The following is a 24,321-nucleotide window of genomic DNA, read 5'->3' on the forward strand; positions in this document are numbered from 1 at the left end:
CTTCCTACAACGCATTTTTTATTTGGAATCAGATGTCCGCAAAATCTTCTCCATTTTTCTGCCTTTAGCCAATTCGTCAACCAACTTATCCAAATACCGTACGTTTCGGGTCAGTTCGTTTTCAATCTCCTCAATACGGTAACCGCAAATCACACCTTTAATTAAATGCGCATTGGGGTTTAGCTCGGCTTTCGCGAAAAAGTCTTCAAAAGTCACCTTTTCATCAATGAGCTTCTGTATGGCTTCATCATCAAATCCGGTAAGCCACTCTATAACCTGATGCAGTTCTTCGGTTGATCTTCCTTTTTTTTCAACCTTTGCAACATAGTGCGGGTAAACCGATGCGAAGGTCATTTTTGCTATTCGGGCGTTATGTTCTGGGCTAGCTTTCAAAATACCTTAATTGAATATGGCTAATTCCGAAAGGTTAGATTTTAATTTTTATTGCTTCTGTAATTTACAATATTTATATTTAAAGCGTGACAGAAAAAAAGCCATCCTTTTCAATAAAAAACTGGAGCCAAGACGACCAGCCCCGTGAAAAACTACTCTACAAAGGCCGAGCCGCCTTGAGTGATGCCGAGTTAGTGGCTATTTTAATTGGTTCGGGAAACAGGGACGAAAGCGCCGTAGCCTTGTGCAAACGCATTCTGGCAACCGTTGACAACAATTTGAGCCAGTTGGGAAAACTTTCCATCAAGCAACTCATGGATTTTAAAGGTATTGGCGAAGCCAAAGCCATTACCATTGCTGCTGCTTTGGAACTGGGGCGCAGAAGACGCGGCGAGGAAGCCCTTCAAAAGAAAAAAATAACCTCCAGCGCCGATGTATTTGAACTCATGCAACCCATAATTGGCGAACTGGAACACGAAGAATTCTGGATTGTCTATTTAAACAATTCCAACAAAGTGATTCAAAAAAACCAATTGAGCAAAGGGGGCATGACAGGCACTTTAGTCGATGTGCGATTGGTAATGAAAAATGCCTTAGAAGTTGGCGCTACAGGCCTAATTTTGGCACACAACCACCCTTCGGGCACTTTAAACCCCAGTGTGGCCGACAAAGAAATCACCCATAAACTAAAATTAGCTGCTCAAAGTTTAGACATAAAAGTTTTAGACCATTTAATTGTTACCGAAAAAGCCTATTTTAGTTTCGCAGACGAGGGGATTTTATAATATCCCATAGAACAAACCTCAAAAAAATAGCTTAACACCCCATTAAATCGATGTTACTAGTTTACACCCATAAAATTTCACCACGTTTAAAATATGTATTTCGGCATATTTGCAAGCGTATTTTGGGTATCGAGGTAAATTTCACGACGCAAATCGAGGCTTTTATTGCTCACGACAGCCTAAAAATGTCGTACACCACAAAACAGTTAGGGAATGAGTTTTTTGTAAAGAGTCATGATATTTTGTTTGAGCAGGGCATTAACGATATTGAAATCCACATCCACAAATGGGAAAACACAAAATGCTTTTTTTATGTGGGCGAAAAAAGCACCATCCCATTCGATATTTTTTCGGCTTCATTCTATTTACTGTCGCGCTACGAAGAGTACCTTCCTCACATGAAAGATAAATACGGGCGTTTTACTGCCACCGAAAGCCTAGCCTTTAATGAAGGTTTTTTGCAACAACCCGTTGTCGATATTTGGGCATATAAATTTAAAGCGGCATTGCAAAAACAATTCCCAGATTTCGAATTTCCTAAAAAAACGTATAGCATACAGCCGGTTATCGATGTGCCCAGTGCTTATAAATACAAACTAAAGGGCATCATGCGTACTTGGGGCGGCATTATTAAAGATATTTTAGGCTTAAGGTTAAAAAGCATTTACACCCGGTTTTTAGTATTATCGGGCTTTCAGCACGACCCTTACGACACTTATAAATACATTATTAACCGACAGAAAAAAAGTCCGTTTAAATTCCTGTTCTTTTTCTTAATAGGTAATTACACGACTTACGATAAGGGCATCAATCCAAACAAGAAAAAATACGTTTCACTGATAAAACATGTTGGCGATTATGGCGCCGTAGGGTTAAAAGTCTCCTTTTTTGCCATTGAAAACCTGTCTATACTCAAACAGGAAAAATTAAGAATGGAAGAAATTATCAATACCAGCCTATATGCATCCCGGCAGTCGTTTTCAAAACTTAACCTGCCCGAATCGTACCGAAACCTTATTTCACTTGAAATTAAGGAAGATTATACCATGGGTTATGTAGACCACATTGGGTTTAGAGCTGGGTCGTGCACCCCGTTTTTATTTTATGATTTAGATTACGAAGTGCAAACACCCCTTAAAATAGTGCCTTACCATGTTATGGACTACGCCCTTTTAAAACACCGGTCGTTGCTCGATAAGAGGCAGGTTTTAAACAACATCATTAATGAGGTTAAACAAGTTAACGGCATGTTTATACCCGTTTTCCACAACTATACGTTTAGCGACCACAACCGTTGGAGTGGATTCAAGGAATTGTTTAACATCATACTGGATTCACCAAATGCAAACTAACGGCATAACAGACATATTTTTCGATTTGGACCATACCCTTTGGGATTTCAATAAAAATTCGGCTCTTACGTTTAAAAAGATTTTTGAAATCAACAAACTAGATTTTGATGTCGATGCCTTTTTATCGCACTACGAGCCCATTAACCTAAAGTACTGGAAACTGTACCGTGAGGAACAAATTGAAAAAGAAACACTCCGCTTTTCGCGCTTAAACGACACGTTTTTAGCCGTTGGTTTTTCAGCTGAAGCACAACTCATCAACAAACTCTCAAACGATTATATTACGCATCTTACGCATTTTAATTATTTGTTTGAAAACACCTTTGAAATTCTCGATTACCTAAGCACAAAATACCGTTTGCATATCATCACCAATGGGTTTGACGAAGTACAGAACACCAAATTGAACAAATCTAAAATTCATACTTATTTCAAAACTATTACCAACTCAGAAAATGCGGGTGTAAAAAAGCCGAACCCTCAAATTTTCAACTACGCGCTACAACTCGCTCAAACTACCGCACAAAACAGCATTATGGTTGGCGACAATTATGAAGCAGATATTTTAGGCGCAAAAAATATTGGCATGGATGCCGTTCACTTTGATGCTAACAATAATTTACCCACCCAAAACGGCGTTAAAAAAATCAATAACCTCATACAATTAAAGAAATATTTGTAAGTTGTACTTTTAAATCATTTAAACATATAATGAACACCAAGTTTTTTACATTTTTAATGGCTTGCTTCGTGGCCACCACAGTATTTTCGCAAGCTTCACTCAACGAATACAAATACGTGATTGTGCCAAACAGGTACGATTTTTTAAAGGAAAACAACCAATACCAACTCAATGCCTTAACCGAATTTTTATTCGAAAAATATGGTTTTGAGGCTTTAATGGAAGGCTCTGATTACCCTGAAGATTTAGACAGAAACCGTTGTTTGGCATTAAACTCTGATGTTTCAAAAGATACAGGATTGTTCAAAACAAAACTGACCATAGAACTTAAAGACTGCAACGGAAAAACGATGTTCACCTCAAAAGTAGGCGAAAGCAGGGAGAAAGACTACAAAAGCGCTTACAACTTGGCGTTAAGGGATGCTTTTGAATCGGTTGAAGCCTTGGATTATAAATACGAGCCCAACGAAAATAATGTAGCTACTGTATCCGTAAATACCACCGCAAAAAATGAAACAGCTTCAGAAATTGCGCAACTCAAACAAGAAATTGAAAATTTAAAAAAAGAAAAAAAAGCTACAGCTGAACAGACCGAAACTCTCGCCGAAGTTCCGAAAACTGAAACTCCCGTTGCAAAAGTTCCAAAGGTGAAGCCTGAAGCAACCTCAAACGGCCCACTAGTTTTATATGCCCAAGAAATTGAAAACGGTTTTCAGTTGGTAGACCGGACTCCGAAAGTGGTTTATAAAATCAAAAAAACAGGACGTGAAAATTTATTTTTGGTTGAAGGTGAAGACGCCGTGATTTATAAATCGGGCGACAATTGGGTTTACGAATACAACACCGACGAAGGCGTAAAACAGCAGGAACTGAACATTAAGTTTTAAGGGAATTATCCCCTTGAGGGGACCACAGGGGTGTTTTTTTCCAACAACCATTTTCAAAGTAAATAATGCTTAAGACCAAATGCGTCATTTCGAGTGAAATTATGAAAGAATTTTTGGGCTCGGGCTGCGCTCAACAGAACTATCGAGAAGTACATTTTTGATAAAAATTTTCTTGTTTTCGATACAAATTTCACTCATTTCAATCGTGAAATCCACTCTAACTAACGAAAATTTCTCACATACTATTCACGTATTTTTAGAAAATTAGAACTATCTGCTTTCCTCGTTCTTATCAACAGATTTCGTTAAGGCAGAAGAAATAATTCCGGTTGGAATGGCCACAATGCCCAAACCAATCATCAGGATAAAAAAGGTAAACACTTTTCCGCCCACGGTAATTGGGTAAACGTCACCATATCCAACTGTTGTTAATGTAATTACCGCCCACCATAAACTATCGAAAATTGACGAAAAATGCTCGGGCTGTGCTTCGTTTTCAAAATAGTAAATACCAACGGCCGAAAAGTATATTAAAATCAGGGTGATGAATATAAAAAGTAAAATTTCCTCTTTGGCCGATTTAATCGCGCGTGTAAAATGGTTCATGGCGTTGTTATAACGCACCAACTTTAGTATTCTGAACAAGCGCAAAAATCGCAGTGCCCGTAACGACCTTAAATCGACACCAAATGCCAAATAAAATGGCAGAATAGCCAATAGATCGATAATGCCGAAAAAGCTAAAAATAAACTTAGGCTTGTTATCGGCTACATAAATTCTTAAAAGGTATTCCAAGGTAAAAACCATAACGCTAAACCACTCAATAATCCTGAGCAGCATGCGGGTTTGTGGTTTGAGATCGGGAATCGTTTCTACTGAAAACGTAACGATGGAAAGCAGTATTAAACCTTGAATAAAAAAAGCGAAATATTTACTTTTTTTATTGTCGTTAATTTCAACTATGCTTTTTATGTACTGCTTCAAAACGCCAATGGCTTTAGGCATTCAACATTTTCCAGAGCTGGTCTTTTAGTTCGGTAATCCCTTTTTGGGCTACGGATGAAATAAACAAATACGGAATAGGCAATTCGTTGTCCAATTCCGTTTTGAGTTCGGCCTTTAGTTCTTCATCCAGCATATCGCTTTTCGAAATGGCGATAATACGTTCTTTGTCCAACATTTCGGGGTTGTAGCGGCGCAATTCATCCAACAAAATATCGTACTGCTTTTTAATATCGTCGGCATCCGCAGGAATTAAAAACAATAGAATGGAGTTGCGTTCAATATGACGTAAAAAGTAGTGCCCCAGTCCTTTTCCTTCGGCAGCGCCCTCGATTATTCCTGGGATATCGGCCATTACAAAAGTTTGGAAATCGCGGTATTTTACGATGCCTAAATTGGGTTTAAGCGTGGTAAACTCGTAATCGGCAATTTTTGGTTTTGCAGAAGTGATTACCGAAAGTAAAGTGGATTTCCCCGCATTAGGGAAGCCCACCAAGCCCACATCGGCCAATACTTTGAGCTCCATGGTAATATACTTTTCTTCCATGGGTAATCCCGGTTGGGCATATCGAGGCGTTTGGTTGGTAGAACTTTTAAAATGCCAGTTACCCAATCCGCCTTTACCGCCTTCTGCCAGTATTATTTCTTCACCGTCTTCGGTAATTTCAAACAGAATTTGATTGGTTTCAGTATCGCGAACTACCGTTCCCAATGGCACATCGATATAAGCGTCTTCACCATCAGCACCGAAGCTTCGGTTACTACTGCCGTGCTCGCCGTGGCCTGCACGAACGTGTTTTTTAAACTTTAAATGAAAAAGTGTCCAAAGGTTGGAGTTGCCACGAATAATAACATGGCCGCCACGACCGCCATCACCACCATCGGGCCCGCCCTTGGCAATATATTTTTCGCGGTGCAAGTGCGCAGAGCCTTTACCTCCGTTTCCGGAAGCTACATACATTTTTACGTAGTCAACAAAATTTCCTTCAGTCATGATTCTGTTATTCCCGCGAAAGCGGGAATCTTTTTAATTAGATCTCAAACAAAAATGATGAGATTTCCGCCTTCGCGGGAATGGCAATTACAAATTATCAATCACCTTGCTCAATCGCTCGGTAATATCTTCTATACTGCCTACTCCGTCAACACCGTGATATTTGTTTTGTGCAGAATAGTAATCCTTTAATATGGCCGTTTTATCGTAGTATTCCTTAATTCGGTTTCTAATGATAGACTCATCGGCATCATCGGCTCTTCCGCTGGTTTTGCCTCTTCCTATAAGACGTTTTACCAAAATCTCGTCTTCAACTTCCAAAGCAATCATCGCGTTAATTTGCGAGTCTTTGCTGTCCATTAACTTATCTAAAGCTTCGGCCTGTGCATTGGTACGCGGAAAACCATCGAAAATAAATCCTTTCGCATCGGCATTCTTTTCAACCTCGGCATTCAACATATCAATAGTTACTTGGTCTGGAACCAGCTCGCCTTTATCAATGTACGATTTGGCCAACATCCCCAAAGCGGTTTCGTTTTTAATGTTATACCTAAAAACATCACCCGTTGAAATATGCACCAAATTGTACTTTTCCTTTAAAAATTCTGCTTGCGTTCCCTTACCTGCTCCTGGAGGGCCAAATAATACTAAGTTCGTCATATGTTGTGTTTGTTTAATTTGATATACTTCTGTGAGATTGCGCCCTAAACCATCGTAGTCCAATCCGTAGCCCACAATAAATTTATCGGGAATTTCAATACCCACATAATGCAATTTAAAATCTTTTTTATAGGCTTCGGGCTTGTAAAACAGCGTGGCTATTTTTAACGATTTCACCTTTTCATTTTTGAAAATACGGTGTACCTCTGCCAGTGTTTTGCCCGAATCAATAATATCTTCTAAAATAATAACGGTGCGCCCGGTTAAATCTTGAGTCAATCCGATTAACCTTTGGATGTCTTCGGAAGATTTCAATCCTTCATACGACGCCAACTTAATAAAAGTGACCTCGCAGGTATTCGGGTATTTTTTAACAAAATCGCTGGTTAGCATAAACGACCCATTCAAAATGCCCACAAATACAGGAATTTCGTCACCTACATCTTTGGCTATATCGTTAGCCATGCGTTGCAACGCTTCATCAATTTGCTGTGCCGAAATAAACGGTTTAAAATATTTGTCGTGTAGCTTAATCACGGTTACTATTTTTGAAAGTGGCAAAGATAATCAATAGATTGACCAATAACCATTTTTTGATTTATGTTTTTATTTTAGACGTATCCAAACAAAAAAAACCACCAAGACAGCGTGGTGGTTTCTTAAAAAATAAATTAAAAAAAACTAATTTTTAATAAACTTGAGTAGGCTGTTATTTTCTAAATGTACAAAATAAACACCATTACTAAGAGGTTTTATATTAATCGGGGAGTTTGATTCCATCCTTCCCGATTTAACTTTTAAACCTACAGCATTGTAGATATCATAATTCAATTGTCCTTCAAAGCCATTGACCTTAAAAAAATCTTTGGTTGGATTGGGGTAAATTGATACGTTTTTTTCAATACGCACCTCTGTAACACTTAAACTTTCGCTTGGGCGCTCAACATAGTTACTCGAAGAACCGTTTAAACTGAATCCCGTTAAAGTTCCATTGTAATTCCACGTTAAGCTGTTAATTGTGGTAATAGCAGTATTATCTCCTTCTGCGGTAGCCCCTTCAGGGTCAAAATTATACGCGAACACCAAACCTGTTTCCTCTCCAACCGGTGGCGCACTTTTATATTTTAAAATATCTTCACCAGATAGAGCGATATTCCACACAGAGAATTCATCGATTTGGAAATTCCCTGACCCCTGCATTGTTCCGTTAATAAGTGCCGACCCCAAAGTTGTTTTCGTTGGAGTAATTGCAGAAAAATCAGCTGAGGCGGTTCCTTCATTAACACCATCAACATAAATAGCAACAGACCCCGAATTATTAGTCACAGCAACATGGTGCCAACCATTAAGTATCCTTGTTGAAGAGTACAAATTAATAACTCCTCCAGCTGAGTATATTTGGAAAGTACCATTAAAATTGGTTTTAATTTGAATGTATTTATTTACATTGGGACTGCCCCAAGAAAAAATCTGTGTGTGGCCAGCCCTAGCGTATACCCACCCCATAACAGTAAATGAGTCGGTTAATGGCACTATGCTAGATGTTTCGATATACTGTTCTGACGTACCGTCAAAATCCAACGCTAAATTCTGTGCCGTACTTGACAACACAAATGTGGTAAAAAGAAGTAAAAAAGTAATTTTTTTCATAGTAGGTTAAGTATTGTTTTAAACGCCACAAACATAATAAAAAAAGACAACAAAACGCACTTAATCGAAAAAAACAATCGTTTTGTCGACACCTTGTTCGAATTAACTAAACGTTTGTGTCACACTTCACTCTCAATCCAATCAATACTACCAGGTAGATATATGTTCCTTCCATATTAAAATGTATTTTTGCGGAACAATTTCAAGGTTTTAGATAAATTTTTTTCAAAATGAATTACTTTTCTTCAGATTTTAAACTCGGTATTTTAGGTGGTGGCCAACTCGGAAAAATGCTGCTTTACAATACCAGGAAATTTGATATTTACACGTGTGTTTTAGAAGCCAGTGACGATGCGCCCTGCAAAATTGCCTGCGACGAATTCCATTTGGGAAACCTTATGGATTTTGATGCTGTTTACAACTTCGGAAAACAAGTAGACGTACTCACCATTGAAATTGAAAACGTAAATGTGGATGCCTTGGAAGCTCTAGAAAAAGAAGGTGTAAAAGTTTACCCGGCATCAAAAACCCTGCGCACCATTCAAAATAAAGCAAAACAAAAACTGTTTTATGTAGATAACGATTTGCCAACGGCGCCGTTTTCGCGTTTTGCTTACCTTTCTGAAATTGAAGACGCCATTAAAAACGGTGGCCTGGAATTACCATTTGTTTGGAAGGCTGCCCAATTTGGTTACGATGGCAACGGCGTTAAGGTGGTGCGTAAACTTTCCGATTTGGACGGCTTGCCAAAGGGCGAATGTATTGCCGAAAACTTGGTGCCTTTTAAAAACGAATTGGCAGTTATTGTTGCGAGAAATGCTTCGGGCGACATCAAAACCTATCCGGTTGTAGAAATGGAGTTCCATCCCGAGGCCAACCAAGTAGAATATGTTATATGCCCGGCACGAATTGACGAAACGGTTGCTAAAAAAGCGCAAGAGGTAGCCTTAAACGTTTCAAAAGCATTCAACCACGTTGGTTTATTGGCTGTAGAAATGTTTCAAACCCAAAACGACGAAATTTTAATCAACGAAGTCGCGCCACGCCCTCACAACTCGGGCCACCAAACCATCGAGGCCAGTTATACGTCGCAGTTCGAGCAGCATCTTCGTGCTATTTTAGATTTGCCATTGGGAAGAACCGACAGTAAAGTGGGCGGTGTTATGGTGAATTTAGTGGGCGCCGAGGGCTACACCGGAAACGTAGTGTACCAAAACATAGAGAACATTATGGAAATGGACGGCGTTACCCCGCACGTTTACGGTAAAAAACAAACCCGACCCTTCCGTAAAATGGGTCATGTAACCATTGTTAATGAAGATTTAAGTCAAGCCAGAAAAGTGGCTGAAGACGTAAAGAAAACTATAAAAGTGATAAGTAAATAAATCACAAAAAAAATCAATTTTATGAGTAAAGTAGGAGTTATTATGGGAAGCAAAAGCGACCTTCCCGTTATGCAAGACGCCATAGATATTTTAAAAGGATTTGATATTGAAGTAGAAGTCGATATTGTTTCAGCACACCGTACCCCCGAAAAACTTTTCGATTACGGCCAAAACGCCCACACTCGTGGGTTTTCTGTAATTGTGGCCGGTGCCGGTGGTGCTGCGCACCTACCAGGCATGATTGCTTCCCTATCACCCCTGCCCGTTATTGGCGTGCCAGTAAAAAGCAGCAATTCCATCGACGGCTGGGATTCTGTATTGTCCATTTTACAAATGCCAGGCGGTGTACCCGTAGCAACGGTGGCACTTAACGGCGCCAAAAACGCTGGTATTTTAGCCGCACAAATTATTGGTGCAACCAACAAATGCGTGCTAGACAAAATAGTAGCCTACAAAGAAGGACTTAAAATAAAGGTACACGAATCGGCCAAAGACTTATAGCAATAAAAAAGCCCCGAACTTAAGTTCAGGGCTTTCCAGCTATTAACAAATAATCTCATGAGTTAGTCACTCTTCCTTATTGTCGATGCAAAAGTATTAAAAATTTTATTATGCATACATAGTAAAATTAATTTTTAACACATTCATTACAAAAATGATAAAGAAATCGCTAATTACTCCGTTTAGTACAAAATATAATACCGCTCCTTTTTCGAAAATCGAAAATTCAGATTTTCTCCCAACGATAAAAGAAGCCATCGAAATCGCTAAAAACGAAATAGATGCCATTGTAAACAACACCGAATCACCCACCTTCGAAAACACCATCGAAGCCTTAGATTTTTCGGGGGAGCAATTAGACCGCATTTCTAGCATTTTTTTCAATTTGAACTCCGCTGAAACCAACGAAGAGATTCAAAAAATAGCACAGGAAGTTTCTCCGCTGCTTTCAGAATTCAGTAACGATATCACTTTAAACGAAGACTTGTTCAAACGTGTAAAAACCATTTACGAACAAAAAGACAAGCTAAATTTAACCACTGAGCAGCAAACGCTACTCGACAAAAAATATAAAAGCTTTTCGCGAAACGGTGCCAATTTGCCTGAAGACAAAAAGCTAAAATTGCGTGAAATCGACAAAAAACTAAGTCAACTTAAACTGAAGTTTGGCGAAAACGTATTGGCCGAAACCAATAAGTTTGAATTGCATATTACCAATGAAGCCGACTTGGCCGGATTGCCCGAAGGCGCTAAAGAAGCTGCCGCACAAACGGCTGAAGCAAAAGGCAAAGAGGGATGGTTAATCACATTGGATTACCCAAGCTACATTCCATTTATGACTTATGCCGAAAATCGCGAACTCCGCAAAAAGCTCGCCATAGCATTTGGAGCAAAAGGATTCCATAACGACGAATTGGATAATCAAGAAAATGTATTGAACCTTGCCAAACTACGGCACGAACGCGCCAACTTGTTAGGCTACAAAACCCACGCCCATTTTGTTTTGGAAGAGCGCATGGCAAAAACACCGGAAACCGTTCAAAAATTCCTGAATGAATTATTGGAAAAAGCCAAACCAGCAGCCGAACGGGAATTTACAAATTTGGAACAATTCTCAAAAGAATTAGACCAGATTAAGGGATTGCAAAAATGGGATGGTGCATACTATTCTGAAAAGCTAAAACAGAAGCTTTTCGATTTGGATGACGAAAAACTGAAACCCTACTTTAAGTTGGAAAATGTTATCAATGGCGTGTTTACCGTTTCAAACAAGCTTTACGGATTGCATTTTGAAGAAATAAGCGACATCGATAAATACCACGACGAAGTTTTAACCTATAAAGTAACCGATAGCGACGGCAATTACATATCCATTTTATACGCCGATTTTTTCCCTAGACCCGGAAAACGCAATGGCGCTTGGATGACGGTTTACAAACCCCAATATGTAAAAGATGGCGAAAATAGCCGTCCACATATTTCGATAGTTTGCAATTTTACTAAACCGACAAAAACCAAGCCTTCGCTTTTAACTTTTAATGAGGTGACCACCTTGTTTCACGAATTTGGGCACGCCCTTCATGGCATGTTGGCCAACACCACCTACCCCAGTTTATCGGGCACTAGCGTGTTTTGGGATTTTGTGGAATTGCCCAGTCAGGTTTTAGAAAATTGGTGCTACGAAAAAGAAGCTTTAGAACTCTTTGCCACGCACTACGAAACAGGGGAAGTCATCCCCATGGAACTCATTGAAAAAATTAAAGCTTCGTCCACGTTTCACGAAGGTATGCAAACGCTACGCCAATTAAGTTTTGGGCTGTTGGATATGAGTTGGCATAGCTCAGACCCCACAGGTATAAATGATGTTAAAGAACACGAAAATAAGGCTTTCGAAAGCACCAAATTATATCCAGATGTTGCCGACAACTGTATGAGCACATCGTTTTCACATATTTTTCAAGGTGGTTATTCATCGGGTTATTACAGTTATAAATGGGCTGAAGTACTCGATGCCGATGCTTTCGAAATGTTTAGGGAAGAAGGTATTTTCTGCGAAACCGTTGCTCAAAAATTCAAAGATAATGTGTTGTCGCAAGGCGGTTCGGAAGACCCTATGACGCTTTACAAACGCTTCCGCGGAAAAGCGCCTCAACCCGAAGCATTATTAAGAAGGGCTGGATTAATCGAGAAGTAGTTTTTTTGCTTAAATTTGAATAAAAAACTATTTATGCCCAACAACCAAATAAATCCCAACAAGTGGATCGATTTATATTCCGACTACTTGTTCAACTACACCATTTCCCGTGTAAGCGACAGAGAAATTGCACAAGATTTGGTGCAGGACACCTTTTTGGCAGGGCTTAAATCTATGAAAAACTTCAAAGGGGAAGCCAGCGAACGTACTTGGCTCATTTCCATTTTAAAGCGAAAAATTATAGATTACTACAGAAAGATAAATTCCAACAAAGGCCAAGCAGAAGTTAGAATGAACTATAACTCTGGAGATGAGTCCGATGGCGACTGGCTGGAAGAACGCGTAGGTGACCCCTTCGACAAAACCGCTCAAGACACCCTTGAAAACGAAGAACTTGGAGATGCCATATACAGTTGCTTGGATATGCTGCCCAAAAAACAAGCCGAGGTTTTTAAAATGAAAACCATTTTGGGTCACGATACCGAAGCGATTTGTAATGAACTGAATATTACACCGTCTAACCTTTGGGTAATCATCCACAGGGCACGTACAGCTCTCGCCGAATGTCTAAAAGAAAATTGGTTTTAATTATGTGTGCAAAAATTAAGGTGTTTATGCCTTGCGAAAAGGTAAATATAATGTGCGACAAAGCACAGTATTGTGAAGCTACATTTTGGGAAAAAATAGTACTTAACTTACATTTGGTTTTCTGTAAGGCCTGCCGCAAATACACTAAAAATAACAGTAAATTGACCGAAACTGTTAAAAACTCAAAATTAAACTGCCTAGACAAAGCCTGTAAAGAAAACATGAAAAAAGAATTAAAAAAAGCTATGGAAGAACAATCGGCCTAACCCATTAAAGCCCAAATCAGCAACCAAAAAATGGGCAACCCTTCTACCCAAAATGCTGTATAATATTTATTCCTTACTTTATTAGAACACACAACAAAAAAGGACGTTACCACAGAAACGAATGCCAAAACCAAAATCCATGACATGGAGGTTTCATCTTTTAAAAACTCCATAAAAAACATTACCAAAAGCAAGGTTAACCCTAATAATTTAGTGGCATAAACCCCTATTTTTTGTGGCACTGTACTGAGTTTTAAACTATCATAAGCCAAATCCCTAATTTCAAAAGGCAGCATCAAAACCACCACAAAAACAAAACGCTGAATGGCGGTAACAATCACGTCCCAGCTTATTGGATATTCATTGTTTATTAACGGCAAAAACACGGTTACCCCACTCCACACCAAAGCAATCAAGTAAATTTTGAGTCCGCTTACACTCCTTAAATTTTGCTGCTTGTCCAGAAAAAAATGTTTCGGCAAAAACGGAATAGCGTAAAAAAAAGTTATCAGCCCAAAAACGGCAATGCACAACAACGTGTTTTGTTTTAATTGCCAAGCATAGTAACACATCAACAAAAAGCAGAAAAACGAAAATATTTGAATGGCTTTAAGCCAATTGGCCAAACTTCTGTGGTGAAATTTAGCTACCCCGAAGTACTTTACAAAGTTATACCCGGTAATTGACGCGTAGAATATAAAACACAACACATTTTCATCGTAAGGAACTTTAAACTGAAAAATCGTTATGAAAGATAAGGCATACACCGCTAAAGCCACATGGATGCTGGCATTAATGTAAAAATCGAAAAGTTGCTTAAACACCCTCATTAAACAAAAATAATCAAACTGTTGATAAGACTTCCTTGCGGTTGAAAACTTTCCATTTTATGCAATAAAAAGCCTTAAATAATGCTTATTTTTGCGAATCATTTTTTGAAAACCTAAAATTCATGAATACAAACGCATTTGCCCTACGTCATATCGGCCCCAGTGAAGCCGAACAAAAACAAATGTTAAACGCCCTTGGTCTTGACAGTTTAGACCAATTGATTTACGAGACTATTCCGGACGACATCCGTTTAAAAAACGGGTTAAAACTGGACGAGCCCATGACAGAATATGAGTATTTATTGCATATTCATGAGCTTTCAAAAAAGAACAAAGCATACACCACTTACATTGGTTTAGGCTATCACCCCTCCATTATGCCTGCTGTAATCCAACGTAACATTCTTGAAAATCCGGGTTGGTACACGGCGTACACGCCCTATCAAGCCGAAATTGCACAAGGTAGATTAGAGGCTCTTTTAAACTTCCAAACCATGGTAATTGATTTAACCGGTATGGAAATTGCCAACGCCTCGCTTTTAGATGAATCTACTGCAGCAGCCGAAGCCATGAGCTTACTATTTGCCGTTCGTGAGCGCGACCAGAAAAAAGCGGGCATCAACAAGTTTTTTGTTTCTGAACATATTTTACCGCAAACACTTTCTACCTTACAAACTAGAGCAACCCCTATTGGTGTGGAACTAATCGTTGGTAAGGAAGAAGAATTCGATTTTTCTGAAGATTTCTTCGGAGCCATTTTACAATACCCTGGAAAACATGGGCAAATCACCGACATAAAGTCCTTTATAAAAAAAGCCAATGATTCAAGAATAAAAGTTGCCGTAGCTGCCGATATTTTGAGTTTGGTAAAACTGGAAGCCCCCGGAAAATTTGGTGCCGATGTAGTAGTGGGTACCACCCAGCGTTTCGGTATCCCTATGGGCTATGGAGGTCCTCACGCTGCCTATTTTGCAACCAAGGAAGCTTATAAACGTGACCTCCCCGGGCGTATAATTGGCGTAACCAAAGATATGGATGGCAACCGAGCCTTGCGTATGGCTTTGCAAACCCGCGAGCAGCATATTAAACGCGATAAAGCCACATCAAATATTTGTACGGCACAAGTATTATTGGCCGTTATGGCGAGTATGTATGCCGTGTATCATGGCCCAAAAGGACTAAAATTTATTGCCAACAAAGTCCACAACCGCACCGTAATTCTGGCGAATGCTTTAAAGAAATTAGGTTACGAACAAGTGAATAGCTCTTATTTTGATACGCTTCAAATAAAAACCAAAGCGAAGAAAATTAAAAAAGTAGCCACCGAAAAAAAGGTCAACCTGTATTACCCTAACAAGCAAACGGTAACGGTTTCTATTAACGAAACTACTTCCATAAGAGATTTAAACTACTTAATTTCGGTATTTGCTGAAGCGGCAAACGAAGAAACCATTGTTATTTCAAACATTACTGATGAAAACAGCATCGACAGTACCGTTAAAAGAACATCAGATTTTTTAACCGACCCGATTTTCAACCTGTATCATTCTGAAACCGAATTGATGCGCTACATGAAAAATTTAGAGCGCAAGGATTTGGCTCTTAATCATTCGATGATTTCATTGGGATCATGTACCATGAAACTCAATGCCGCCTCAGAAATGTTACCATTAAGCATTTACAAATGGGCCAATATCCATCCTTTTGCGCCTTTAAAACAAGCCAAAGGCTACACCAAAGTTTTAAAAGAACTGGAAGACCAATTAACTGAAATAACAGGATTTGCCGCAACATCCTTACAACCTAACTCTGGTGCTCAGGGTGAATTTGCAGGCTTAATGGTTATCAAAGCTTACCACGAATCGCGTGGCGACCATCACAGAAACATTTGTTTAATACCATCGTCTGCACATGGTACTAACCCAGCTACTGCGGTAATGGCCGGAATGAAAGTGGTGGTTACGAAATCGACTGACGAAGGCAATATCGATGTTGACGATTTAAGAGCCAAAGCCGAATTGCACAAGGATAATCTATCGTGCTTGATGGTGACTTATCCATCCACCCACGGTGTTTACGAGTCGGCCATTAAGGAAATCACCAAAATCATTCACGATAATGGCGGACAAGTGTACATGGACGGCGCCAACATGAACGCCCAAGTAGGCTTAACCAACCCTGGAAACATTGGTGCTGATGTATGCCACCTCAACCTACACAAAACCTTTGCTATCCCCCATGGTGGTGGAGGTCCTGGCGTTGGCCCCATTTGCGTTGCCGAACAATTAGTTCCGTTTTTACCGGGCAATCCCGTGATAAAAACAGGAGGCGAAAAAGCCATTACGGCCATTTCGGCTGCGCCTTTTGGTTCGGCTTTAGTTTGTTTAATTTCATACGGATACATTAAAATGCTTGGCGCAGAAGGCTTAACCGCTGCTACCAAAACAGCCATTTTAAACGCCAATTATATAAAACAACGTCTTCAAGGCAGTTTCGATACCTTATACTCTGGCGAACGCGGTAGAGCCGCCCACGAAATGATTGTAGATTGCCGTCCGTTTAAGGCCCACGGCATCGAAGTGAGCGATATTGCAAAACGATTGATTGATTACGGTTTCCATGCGCCAACGGTTTCATTCCCCGTAGCTGGAACGCTGATGATTGAGCCTACCGAAAGTGAAAGCAAAGCTGAATTAGACCGTTTTTGCGATGCCATGATTTCTATTAAAAAGGAAATTGATCAGGTTTCAAAAGACAACCCGAACAACGTATTAAAAAATGCGCCGCATACTTTAAACATGGTAACCTCCAGCGATTGGGATTTCCCATACACGCGTGAGGAAGCGGCCTTTCCGTTAGATTATATTAGAAATAATAAATTTTGGCCAACCGTTCGCCGCGTGGATGAGGCCTATGGAGACCGCAATTTAGTGTGCTCTTGCACCCCAATCGAGGCTTATGCTGAAGCATAAAATACAGGTTGAACATCGTAAATTTTAATAGGAGCAAATTGGCATGTTTGCTCGGTCAAACTATATTAGCACGTATAAACTGTTTCAAGGCAATTTGATTTATGAACATTAAAATCACAGGAACGGGCAGCTACATACCCAGTACCGTAGAAAAAAATACGGCCTTCCATAACCATACCTTTTTAAATGCAGATGGTTCGGCCATAAACGCTCCTAACGAGGTTATTGTTGAAAAATTTAAGGAAATTACCGGGATTGCAGAACGTCGTTACGCAAAAGACCATTTAAATTCTTCTGATTTAGGTTTTTTTGCTGCCGAAAAAGCCATTGCAGATGCCAATATCGATCCCGAAACTATCGATTATATTATCGCGGCACACAATTTTGGCGATGTTAAACATAACACCATTCAGGGCGATATGTTGCCTTCTTTGGCCTCAAGAATAAAGCACAGTTTACGCATTAAAAATCCCAAATGTGTGGCCTACGACATATTGTTTGGTTGCCCTGGTTGGGTGGAAGGCGTTATACAAGCCAAAGCCTTTATTAAATCGGGCATGGCGAAGCGCTGCTTGGTGATTGGCACAGAAACCCTATCACGCGTTACCGATAAACACGACCGAGATGCCATGATTTTTTCCGATGGTGCCGGTGCTACTATAGTTGAAGCCAGCAATGAAGAAGGCGGTATTTTGGCACACGAAACAGCCAGTTTCACTTATGATGAAGCCTACTATTTGTTCTTCGGAAAGTCAAACAATCCAGAACTGCCACAAGACACCCGCTACATTAAAATGGACGGGCGTAAAATCTATGAGTTTGCGCTTACCAATGTGCCAAAGGCTATGAAAACTTGTTTGGACAATAGCGGTGTGGACATTAAAGACGTAAAAAAGATTTTTATACATCAGGCCAACGAAAAGATGGACGAGGCCATTTTAAAGCGTTTTTACCGCTTGTATAAAACGGCCATCCCCGAAGGTGTGATGCCGATGAGCATCCAAAAGTTAGGAAATAGTTCGGTGGCCACAGTCCCGACCCTTTTGGATTTAGTAAAACGCAAGCAATTGGAAGGGCATAGTTTAAACAAAGGCGATATTGTTATTTTTGCTAGTGTTGGTGCTGGTATGCATATTAATGCTATTGTGTATCAATATTAACACTATTAGAAAGAAGATGATTGGTAAAATATTTTTTTTACTTTTGAACTAACTCCAGTATTGTGCTGGAGTTTTTTAATTTATCCTCTTTATGCAAGTCTTTTATTTCTTAATTTATCAAAACAACTTTAACTGGATTATTCGTAACATTAACAGTTTTTTTTCTCCCTTCTTGCCAAAAAAAATTAAAATCCCTCCTTCTGGAATTGTAAATATTAAAACTGATTCGGGTAAAATAAAAATTGCCACCAACCAAACCAGTTACTTAACCCAATTACTATTTTGGAACGGATACAAAAAATTCGAATACTCAGAAATCTTTGAAAAACTATCAAAGAATGTAAATTGTTTTCTTGACATTGGTTCTAACATTGGCTACTATTCGTTAATAGCAGCAAAATCAAACCCCAATATTAAGGCCTATGCTTTCGAGCCGGCTATCGGCCCTAAGCATTTTTTAAATGAGAACATCAAATTAAATAATTTTCAAAAAAACATAAAAGCTATCGATTTGGCATTAAGCAACACATCAGGTTTAATCGATTTTTATGAGGTAGAAAGTAAAAAATATAAATACCTTAAACATAACTTAGCAGGCGAAGGAAACGCAGGCACAAAAACAACTTCAAGAAATTTTGTAAAGAATACCGTAACCGCTACAACTTTAGCCGATTTTGTGAAATCTGAAAACTTAAAAAACATCGATTTAATCAAGATCGACACTGAAGGCACGGAAATAGACATTTTGAATTCTGGTAAAGAAATTATTGAAAAATTAGAACCCATTGTAATATGTGAAACACTTTTCAATACTATTGAAGGAGAATTAGATGATTTTTTTACCTCTTTAAACTTTGAATTTTACAACCATACGGAAAATGGTTTAGTAAGAACCTCATCAATAAAAAGGGATTTTGATAATGGTATTAGGAATTGTTTTTTTGTTCCAAAATCTAAATTAAATTTAATTTCAGATTTTATAGTTAAAGAATGAACTTCACCATCATCATTCCCACGCATAACGAAGAAAGCTCGATCGGGCTTACTTTAGATTCTTTATCCAAGCAAACCCATTTGCCGAAACAAATTGTTGTGGTAAACGATAACTCTACCGACAAAACACAGGATATTGTTGAAGCCTATGCCGAAAGGCATCCTTTTATTTCATTGGTGAATTCAAAATCGTCGAACCAACATTTACCAGGATCTAAAATTATTAATGCTTTTTACAAAGGGTTTGAAGCTCTCAATGACAACTATGATGTAATCTGTAAATTTGATGCCGATTTAATTTTTCCGAAGGATTATTTAGAAAAATTGGCCTCCCATTTTAATAACAACCTGAAATTGGGCATGGCTTCTGGCTTTTGCTATATTGAAAAAAACGGCGATTGGGTATTGGAAAACCTTACTCGAAAAGACCATATTCGGGGCGCTTTGAAAGCCTATCGAAAAGACTGCTTTTTACAAATAGGAAAACTAAAGCGCTCCATGGGATGGGATACAGTGGACGAACTTTTAGCCAAATTTTACGGCTGGGAAATTTTAACCGATGAATCGCTTCACGTAAAACACCTAAAACCCACGGGCATAAGCTACAATAAAGCCTCAAAATATTTACAGGGCGAAGCCATGTATAAAATGCGTTACGGTTTTTTCATCACATTAATTTCGGCATTAAAATTGGCTTACAAAAAAGGCAGTTTTGCCCTATTTACCGATTACATGGCGGGTTACTTTAAAGCAAAACAAGAAAAGGTAGTTTTTTTAGTTTCGGAAGACGAAGGAAAATTTATTAGGAATTTACGTTGGAAGGGGATGTTGGGTAAATCGGTATAATTTGAGTCTTTCAAGTAAAAAAAATCGAGGCAATCTTTTCACAACAATTTGAAGATGCTTCGACTGCGCTCAGCATGACAATACAACTAACTTCTAACAAAACTAAAAACTCCAGCCTTTATAGCTGCTTGAAGCTTCCAATTTATTTTCGATAGTGTCGTCCAATTGAGGAAAAAAATCAATCCCTGTGAGTTTTTCAATAGAATCAACCGATACTACAAACTCGTAAAGCGGTTTTTTAGAATCTTGGTGCGGCATTAAAAAAGCAATCATTTTGGGGTTACCGTTGTTCGCATCAATAAGCACTTTGTAAAATTGCTTGGGCACGGAAACTTGTTCCTCTCCAATGGTTTCCAATCCCTCTTTCAAAACCCCTCCAGTTATTACAAAAACACCATCATATTTACTAGCCCAATAACGCACTTTTTGCTCCAAAGTATTCCAAATACCTGAATTGAACTGATGTTCTTGCGGACTAATATTACTGGTTAAAAACGTTTCATCGTGGGCTTGTTTAGTGTAACGCCTATCGCCTGCCGGGCATAAATGCCCGCGGTCGTAACCCGAATTTTTATAATTGCGCCAATGCGCCGCACCGGTTTTTACAGCTTCGTCAATTTCAAAATACGGGCGTTTATGGTTGGTGCTAGAAAGGTGTGATTTTTTCAATTCGTAAGCGACCCATTCGGCCTGTTCATGGGTTTCGCTATAAGATAACGAATAACCGTCGTGGTGCACTACCTGCCCTGTGGTACTGCTTGGCAAAAAATAGGCATTTGTTTCGGTCTTGACTTGAGTCCCTTCAAATACGGCTTCGTCTTTTTCTTCTTCCTTTAAAAAGTGTTCATAGCCATAAATTCCAATAACAATTAGAATCGCCACAACCGAATATATCGTTCTCTTACTCATTATTCAATTACAAACTCCAAAGGCTGTCCAATAGCCCCGTTAGGGAAACTGGTACCTAAAAGTGCGGACATAGTTGGAGCAATATCAGTGATTTCTGTTTTTTGAAAAGTATGTCCGTTTTTTATACCTTTTCCAAAAAATAACAAGGGCACGTGGGTATCGTAGTTCATTCCAGAACCATGAGTGGACCCTGTGCGACCATAGGAAATAAAAGCAGGATCGTTAACCAACAGTACATCTCCCGAGCGCTTTTGGTTAAAGCCTTTTTGTAAAAGCGCTTCAATACCATCAACAAAATTTACAGAGCTCATGGTAGTGGCTGTATAAGCCTTGTAAACATTAAGGTAACTTAATTGTTCGTACATAATGGCCTCTTGTACTTCTTTTAAATTTAATCCTAATTCTTTTATTTTCTTCCTGTTTAGAAAAATTTGGTCGTTACTAACGTTTTCCAAAATGTCACTGGTGCCATAGGTTTCAACTAGAAAGTTGTTAAAATCTTTTTTACGCTGATTATTATCCAAGTAACCCGCTGGAATTTTTACAGACTTTAAATAGGCCGGTACCTCAACCGCAGCGTGATCGGCTGTTAAAAATAAAGTGTATTCTCCCTTTCCAACGGTTTCATCTAAAAAGTTGAAAAAGCGTTCCAGCTCCAAATCCAAACGCAAATAAGTATCTTGAACTTCTTTGGAATTTACACCAAATTTATGACCGATATAATCGGTGCTTGAATAGCTCACCGCCAAAACATCGGTTATTTCATCCTCCCCAAGTTGCTCGCCTTTAACGGCCGCCATGGCAAAATCGGTTACTATGCTATTACCGTAAGGTGTGGTTTTTATAATATCGAAGCCTCCGTTAACTCTATTTAACTTTTTTAAATCGTACGGAAAGGTGGCGTTTTCTTTCCCAATAAACGTACCTTCAAAATCATTTAAATCGCTTCCACTTTCGTCATAGGTGGATATATCATACAAGGTATTCCATGGCTTTAAATAAGATTGTACGGTTTTGGATGCGTTAAAATTTTGCACCCATTTCGGTAACTCCTCCATGTAATAGGTACTTGAAATAAACTTGCCTTCAGATTTCCCTCGAAACCAATAGGCGGCATTACCAGTGTGTCCGGCTGGTAAAACAGCTCCTCTATCCTTGATGGAAATACCTATAGTTTTTCCACGCATTTGTGTAAACAATCTGTTTTCATCAGCAAAAGTGGTTGTTAACATACGATGTGGCGACATCTTTCCTTCGTGCTTGGATGTACCTACAGAATTTACGTTATCATCTCCAGCGCAGTATACCATCGATTTGGTTGCTTTATCATACCAATCGTTGCTCATTATACCATGGTATTTTGGAGTGGTACCCGTATGAACCGATGCATGCCCCGGCCCCGTTTTAGTTGGAATATAATTGTAATGGTTGTTCTTACAATTAAAGCCCTCGGCCATCATACGTTTAAAACCTCCATCGCCATATTTATTATAAAAACGGGTTAGGTAATCGTAACGCATTTGATCAACCACAATCCCAACTACAAGTTTAGGTCTGGAAAGCTCACTTTCGGTTTTATCCAAAACGGAAATACTTTGCGAACTCGAAGAAAATGCCACTGACATTAAAAGGATACCAAGTATTATATTTTTCATTTTTTTCTTCAATTTTGGCCAAAAATACAGTTTTAAAAACATCATAATTTAAAATTAAAGTTAAATACCCCTAACTTTTTTTTACTTTAGCACAACAAATTTACTTATGACTTACCTTCAAAATATAGGGTCTTATTTTTTAATGATTATTGAAATGTTTCGCAAGCCCACCAAATGGCCGGTGATGCGTTCATTAATTCTTAAAGATATTGACGACCTCATCATCGGGTCGTTGGGTATAATTGCATTCATTTCGTTTTTTGTGGGCGGGGTAATTACCATTCAAACTGCTTTAAACATTGACAACCCTTTAATCCCAAGGTATTTGGTAGGTTTTGCTACCCGACAATCTATAATTTTAGAGTTTGCTCCTACTTTTACCTCGATTATTATGGCTGGAAAAGTAGGGTCGTTTATCACCTCCAGCATTGGCACCATGCGTGTTACCGAACAAATTGATGCACTGGAAGTTATGGGCATAAATTCGTTAAATTATCTGGTGTTTCCTAAAACCATAGCCTTAATGCTTTACCCGTTTGCCATTGCCATTGGTATGTTTTTGGGCATATTAGGTGGTATGGCTGCCTGCGTTTTTGGAGGCTATTCCACGGTAGAAGATTACATTACCGGAATACAAACCGATTTTGAGACCTTTCACGTTATTTATGCCTTTATAAAAACCTTTGTGTTTGCCATTATTTTGGCCACCGTTCCTTCGTTTTACGGTTATTATATGAAAGGCGGGGCACTTGAAGTAGGAAAAGCAAGTACTACGGCTTTCGTTTGGACTTCGGTAGTTATTATTTTATTGAATTATTTATTAACCGATATGATGCTAGGCTAATGATAGAAGTTAAGGATTTACACAAATCGTTTGGGGATGCCCATATTTTAAAAGGCATTAGTACCACTTTTGAAAAAGGAAAAACCAACTTGATTATTGGGCAAAGTGGCTCGGGAAAAACAGTATTTTTAAAATGCCTTTTGGGACTTTTTAATTACGAGCAAGGCAGTATTGCCTACGACGGAAAGATATTTTCAAAACTCTCTGAGGATGAAAAACGTAACCTGCGTGCCGAAATAGGTATGGTTTTTCAGGGTAGTGCTCTTTTCGATTCCATGACCATCGAAGAAAACGTGATGTTCCCTTTAAAAATGTTTACCAAACAGAGCAAAAGCGAAATGCAGGATAGAGCCGATTTTGTTTTAAAGCGGGTTAACCTAGAAGGCGCCCATAAAAAAATGCCAAGTGAGGCCTCTGGTGGTATGCAAAAACGGGTGGCCATTGCACGTGCCATTGTAAACAAGCCCAAATACTTGTTTTGTGACGAACCCAATTCCGGACTCGACCCTAAAACGTCAATGGTTATCGATAACCTTATTCAAGAAATTACCGACGAATACCAAATAACCACCGTAATTAATTCGCACGATATGAATTCGGTAATGGAAATTGGTGAAAAAATCGTTTTTCTAAAACATGGGCTCAAAGAGTGGGAAGGCTCTAACGAGAACATCTTTAAAACCGACAACGAAGCCGTTACCAACTTTGTTTACTCTTCAGAATTATTTAAAAAAGTGCGTAAAATGTATTTAGAAGAAGACCAATAAACGGTT

Annotated in this window: 23 protein-coding genes; 15 read left to right on the forward strand and 8 right to left on the reverse strand. The window is 39.0% G+C overall.

Annotation, left to right across the window (positions count from 1 at the left end):
• Positions 1 to 18: 18 nt before the first annotated feature.
• Positions 19 to 393 (reverse strand): DUF2200 domain-containing protein, encoded by a 375-nt coding sequence (locus HC176_RS04805; RefSeq protein ID WP_167917041.1) that lies wholly within the window; start codon positions 391 to 393, stop codon positions 19 to 21.
• Positions 394 to 479: 86 nt separating this feature from the next.
• On the opposite strand from HC176_RS04805, the gene radC reads away from it, so the two are divergent.
• Genes radC through HC176_RS04825 form a run of 4 tightly spaced genes read left to right on the forward strand, consistent with a single transcriptional unit; the run spans position 480 to position 4,099 of the window.
• Positions 480 to 1,178: a RadC family protein gene (gene radC / locus HC176_RS04810; RefSeq protein WP_167917042.1), complete on the forward strand. Its 699-nt coding sequence runs from the start codon at positions 480 to 482 to the stop codon at positions 1,176 to 1,178.
• A 50-nt stretch (positions 1,179 to 1,228) separates the two neighbouring features.
• Positions 1,229 to 2,530 (forward strand): polysaccharide deacetylase family protein, encoded by a 1,302-nt coding sequence (locus HC176_RS04815; RefSeq protein ID WP_167917043.1) that lies wholly within the window; start codon positions 1,229 to 1,231, stop codon positions 2,528 to 2,530.
• Positions 2,520 to 3,212 (forward strand): YjjG family noncanonical pyrimidine nucleotidase, encoded by a 693-nt coding sequence (locus HC176_RS04820; RefSeq protein ID WP_167917044.1) that lies wholly within the window; start codon positions 2,520 to 2,522, stop codon positions 3,210 to 3,212. Before HC176_RS04815 ends, HC176_RS04820 begins: the two co-directional genes overlap by 11 nt.
• Before the next feature lie 29 nt (positions 3,213 to 3,241).
• Positions 3,242 to 4,099, forward strand: coding sequence for a hypothetical protein (locus tag HC176_RS04825; RefSeq protein ID WP_167917045.1), 858 nt, complete (start codon positions 3,242 to 3,244; stop codon positions 4,097 to 4,099).
• Between the two features lie 270 nt (positions 4,100 to 4,369).
• Here the strand turns inward: HC176_RS04825 and HC176_RS04830 are convergent, their stop codons facing one another.
• The 4 genes from HC176_RS04830 to HC176_RS04845 all read right to left on the reverse strand — a co-directional run bounded on the left by HC176_RS04830 (position 4,370) and on the right by HC176_RS04845 (position 8,405).
• Entirely contained in the window at positions 4,370 to 5,104 is a 735-nt protein-coding gene (locus HC176_RS04830) for an ion transporter (protein ID WP_167917046.1), read from the reverse strand.
• A complete protein-coding gene (obgE, locus tag HC176_RS04835) occupies positions 5,097 to 6,095 on the reverse strand; it encodes a GTPase ObgE (protein WP_167917047.1) in 999 nt (332 codons plus the stop codon). Before obgE ends, HC176_RS04830 begins: the two co-directional genes overlap by 8 nt.
• An 87-nt stretch (positions 6,096 to 6,182) precedes the next feature.
• The gene (locus HC176_RS04840; protein ID WP_167917048.1) at positions 6,183 to 7,292 is read right to left on the reverse strand and encodes an adenylate kinase; all 1,110 of its coding nucleotides are present in this window, start codon (positions 7,290 to 7,292) and stop codon (positions 6,183 to 6,185) included.
• Between the two features lie 144 nt (positions 7,293 to 7,436).
• Positions 7,437 to 8,405, reverse strand: a complete 969-nt coding sequence (locus HC176_RS04845; protein ID WP_167917049.1) for a LamG-like jellyroll fold domain-containing protein — start codon at positions 8,403 to 8,405, stop codon at positions 7,437 to 7,439.
• A gap of 230 nt (positions 8,406 to 8,635) precedes the next feature.
• On the opposite strand from HC176_RS04845, the gene HC176_RS04850 reads away from it, so the two are divergent.
• The 5 genes from HC176_RS04850 to HC176_RS04870 all read left to right on the forward strand — a co-directional run bounded on the left by HC176_RS04850 (position 8,636) and on the right by HC176_RS04870 (position 13,339).
• Positions 8,636 to 9,790, forward strand: a complete 1,155-nt coding sequence (locus HC176_RS04850) for a 5-(carboxyamino)imidazole ribonucleotide synthase (protein ID WP_167917050.1) — start codon at positions 8,636 to 8,638, stop codon at positions 9,788 to 9,790.
• A 21-nt stretch (positions 9,791 to 9,811) separates the two neighbouring features.
• Entirely contained in the window at positions 9,812 to 10,291 is a 480-nt protein-coding gene (gene purE, locus HC176_RS04855; RefSeq protein ID WP_167917051.1) for a 5-(carboxyamino)imidazole ribonucleotide mutase, read from the forward strand.
• Positions 10,292 to 10,445: 154 nt separating this feature from the next.
• Positions 10,446 to 12,485 (forward strand): M3 family metallopeptidase, encoded by a 2,040-nt coding sequence (locus HC176_RS04860; protein WP_167917052.1) that lies wholly within the window; start codon positions 10,446 to 10,448, stop codon positions 12,483 to 12,485.
• A 33-nt stretch (positions 12,486 to 12,518) separates the two neighbouring features.
• A complete protein-coding gene (locus HC176_RS04865) occupies positions 12,519 to 13,073 on the forward strand; it encodes a sigma-70 family RNA polymerase sigma factor (protein ID WP_167917155.1) in 555 nt (184 codons plus the stop codon).
• A 26-nt stretch (positions 13,074 to 13,099) separates the two neighbouring features.
• Positions 13,100 to 13,339 (forward strand): hypothetical protein, encoded by a 240-nt coding sequence (locus tag HC176_RS04870; RefSeq protein WP_245234838.1) that lies wholly within the window; start codon positions 13,100 to 13,102, stop codon positions 13,337 to 13,339.
• Here HC176_RS04870 and HC176_RS04875 read toward each other — a convergent pair.
• On the reverse strand, positions 13,336 to 14,169 hold the full coding sequence (locus HC176_RS04875; protein WP_167917054.1) for a hypothetical protein: 834 nt from the start codon (positions 14,167 to 14,169) through the stop codon (positions 13,336 to 13,338). The two genes, HC176_RS04870 and HC176_RS04875, sit on opposite strands and share 4 nt — an antisense overlap.
• 122 nt (positions 14,170 to 14,291) lie before the next feature.
• Between HC176_RS04875 and gcvP the strand changes: the two genes are divergently transcribed.
• From gcvP to HC176_RS04895, 4 genes are all read left to right on the forward strand, one after another.
• Positions 14,292 to 17,141, forward strand: coding sequence for an aminomethyl-transferring glycine dehydrogenase (gcvP, locus tag HC176_RS04880; protein ID WP_167917055.1), 2,850 nt, complete (start codon positions 14,292 to 14,294; stop codon positions 17,139 to 17,141).
• A gap of 101 nt (positions 17,142 to 17,242) precedes the next feature.
• On the forward strand, positions 17,243 to 18,301 hold the full coding sequence (locus HC176_RS04885; protein ID WP_167917056.1) for a 3-oxoacyl-ACP synthase III family protein: 1,059 nt from the start codon (positions 17,243 to 17,245) through the stop codon (positions 18,299 to 18,301).
• Positions 18,302 to 18,392: 91 nt separating this feature from the next.
• Positions 18,393 to 19,295 carry an FkbM family methyltransferase gene (locus HC176_RS04890; protein WP_167917057.1) on the forward strand — a complete coding sequence of 301 codons (903 nt, stop codon included), beginning with the start codon at positions 18,393 to 18,395 and terminating at the stop codon, positions 19,293 to 19,295.
• On the forward strand, positions 19,292 to 20,140 hold the full coding sequence (locus tag HC176_RS04895) for a glycosyltransferase family 2 protein (RefSeq protein WP_167917058.1): 849 nt from the start codon (positions 19,292 to 19,294) through the stop codon (positions 20,138 to 20,140). Before HC176_RS04890 ends, HC176_RS04895 begins: the two co-directional genes overlap by 4 nt.
• A gap of 102 nt (positions 20,141 to 20,242) precedes the next feature.
• Here the strand turns inward: HC176_RS04895 and HC176_RS04900 are convergent, their stop codons facing one another.
• Both HC176_RS04900 and pafA read right to left on the reverse strand, forming a co-directional pair.
• Complete coding sequence (locus tag HC176_RS04900) at positions 20,243 to 21,049, reverse strand: DNA/RNA non-specific endonuclease (protein ID WP_167917059.1); 807 nt, start codon at positions 21,047 to 21,049, stop codon at positions 20,243 to 20,245.
• Complete coding sequence (gene pafA / locus HC176_RS04905) at positions 21,049 to 22,704, reverse strand: alkaline phosphatase PafA (RefSeq protein ID WP_167917060.1); 1,656 nt, start codon at positions 22,702 to 22,704, stop codon at positions 21,049 to 21,051. Before pafA ends, HC176_RS04900 begins: the two co-directional genes overlap by 1 nt.
• 106 nt (positions 22,705 to 22,810) lie before the next feature.
• Between pafA and HC176_RS04910 the strand changes: the two genes are divergently transcribed.
• Entirely contained in the window at positions 22,811 to 23,548 is a 738-nt protein-coding gene (locus tag HC176_RS04910) for an MlaE family ABC transporter permease (RefSeq protein WP_167917061.1), read from the forward strand.
• Positions 23,548 to 24,315, forward strand: coding sequence for an ABC transporter ATP-binding protein (locus HC176_RS04915; protein ID WP_167917062.1), 768 nt, complete (start codon positions 23,548 to 23,550; stop codon positions 24,313 to 24,315). Before HC176_RS04910 ends, HC176_RS04915 begins: the two co-directional genes overlap by 1 nt.
• The last annotated feature ends 6 nt before the right edge of the window (positions 24,316 to 24,321 follow it).

The sequence above is a fragment of the Tamlana crocina genome, from assembly GCF_012037625.1.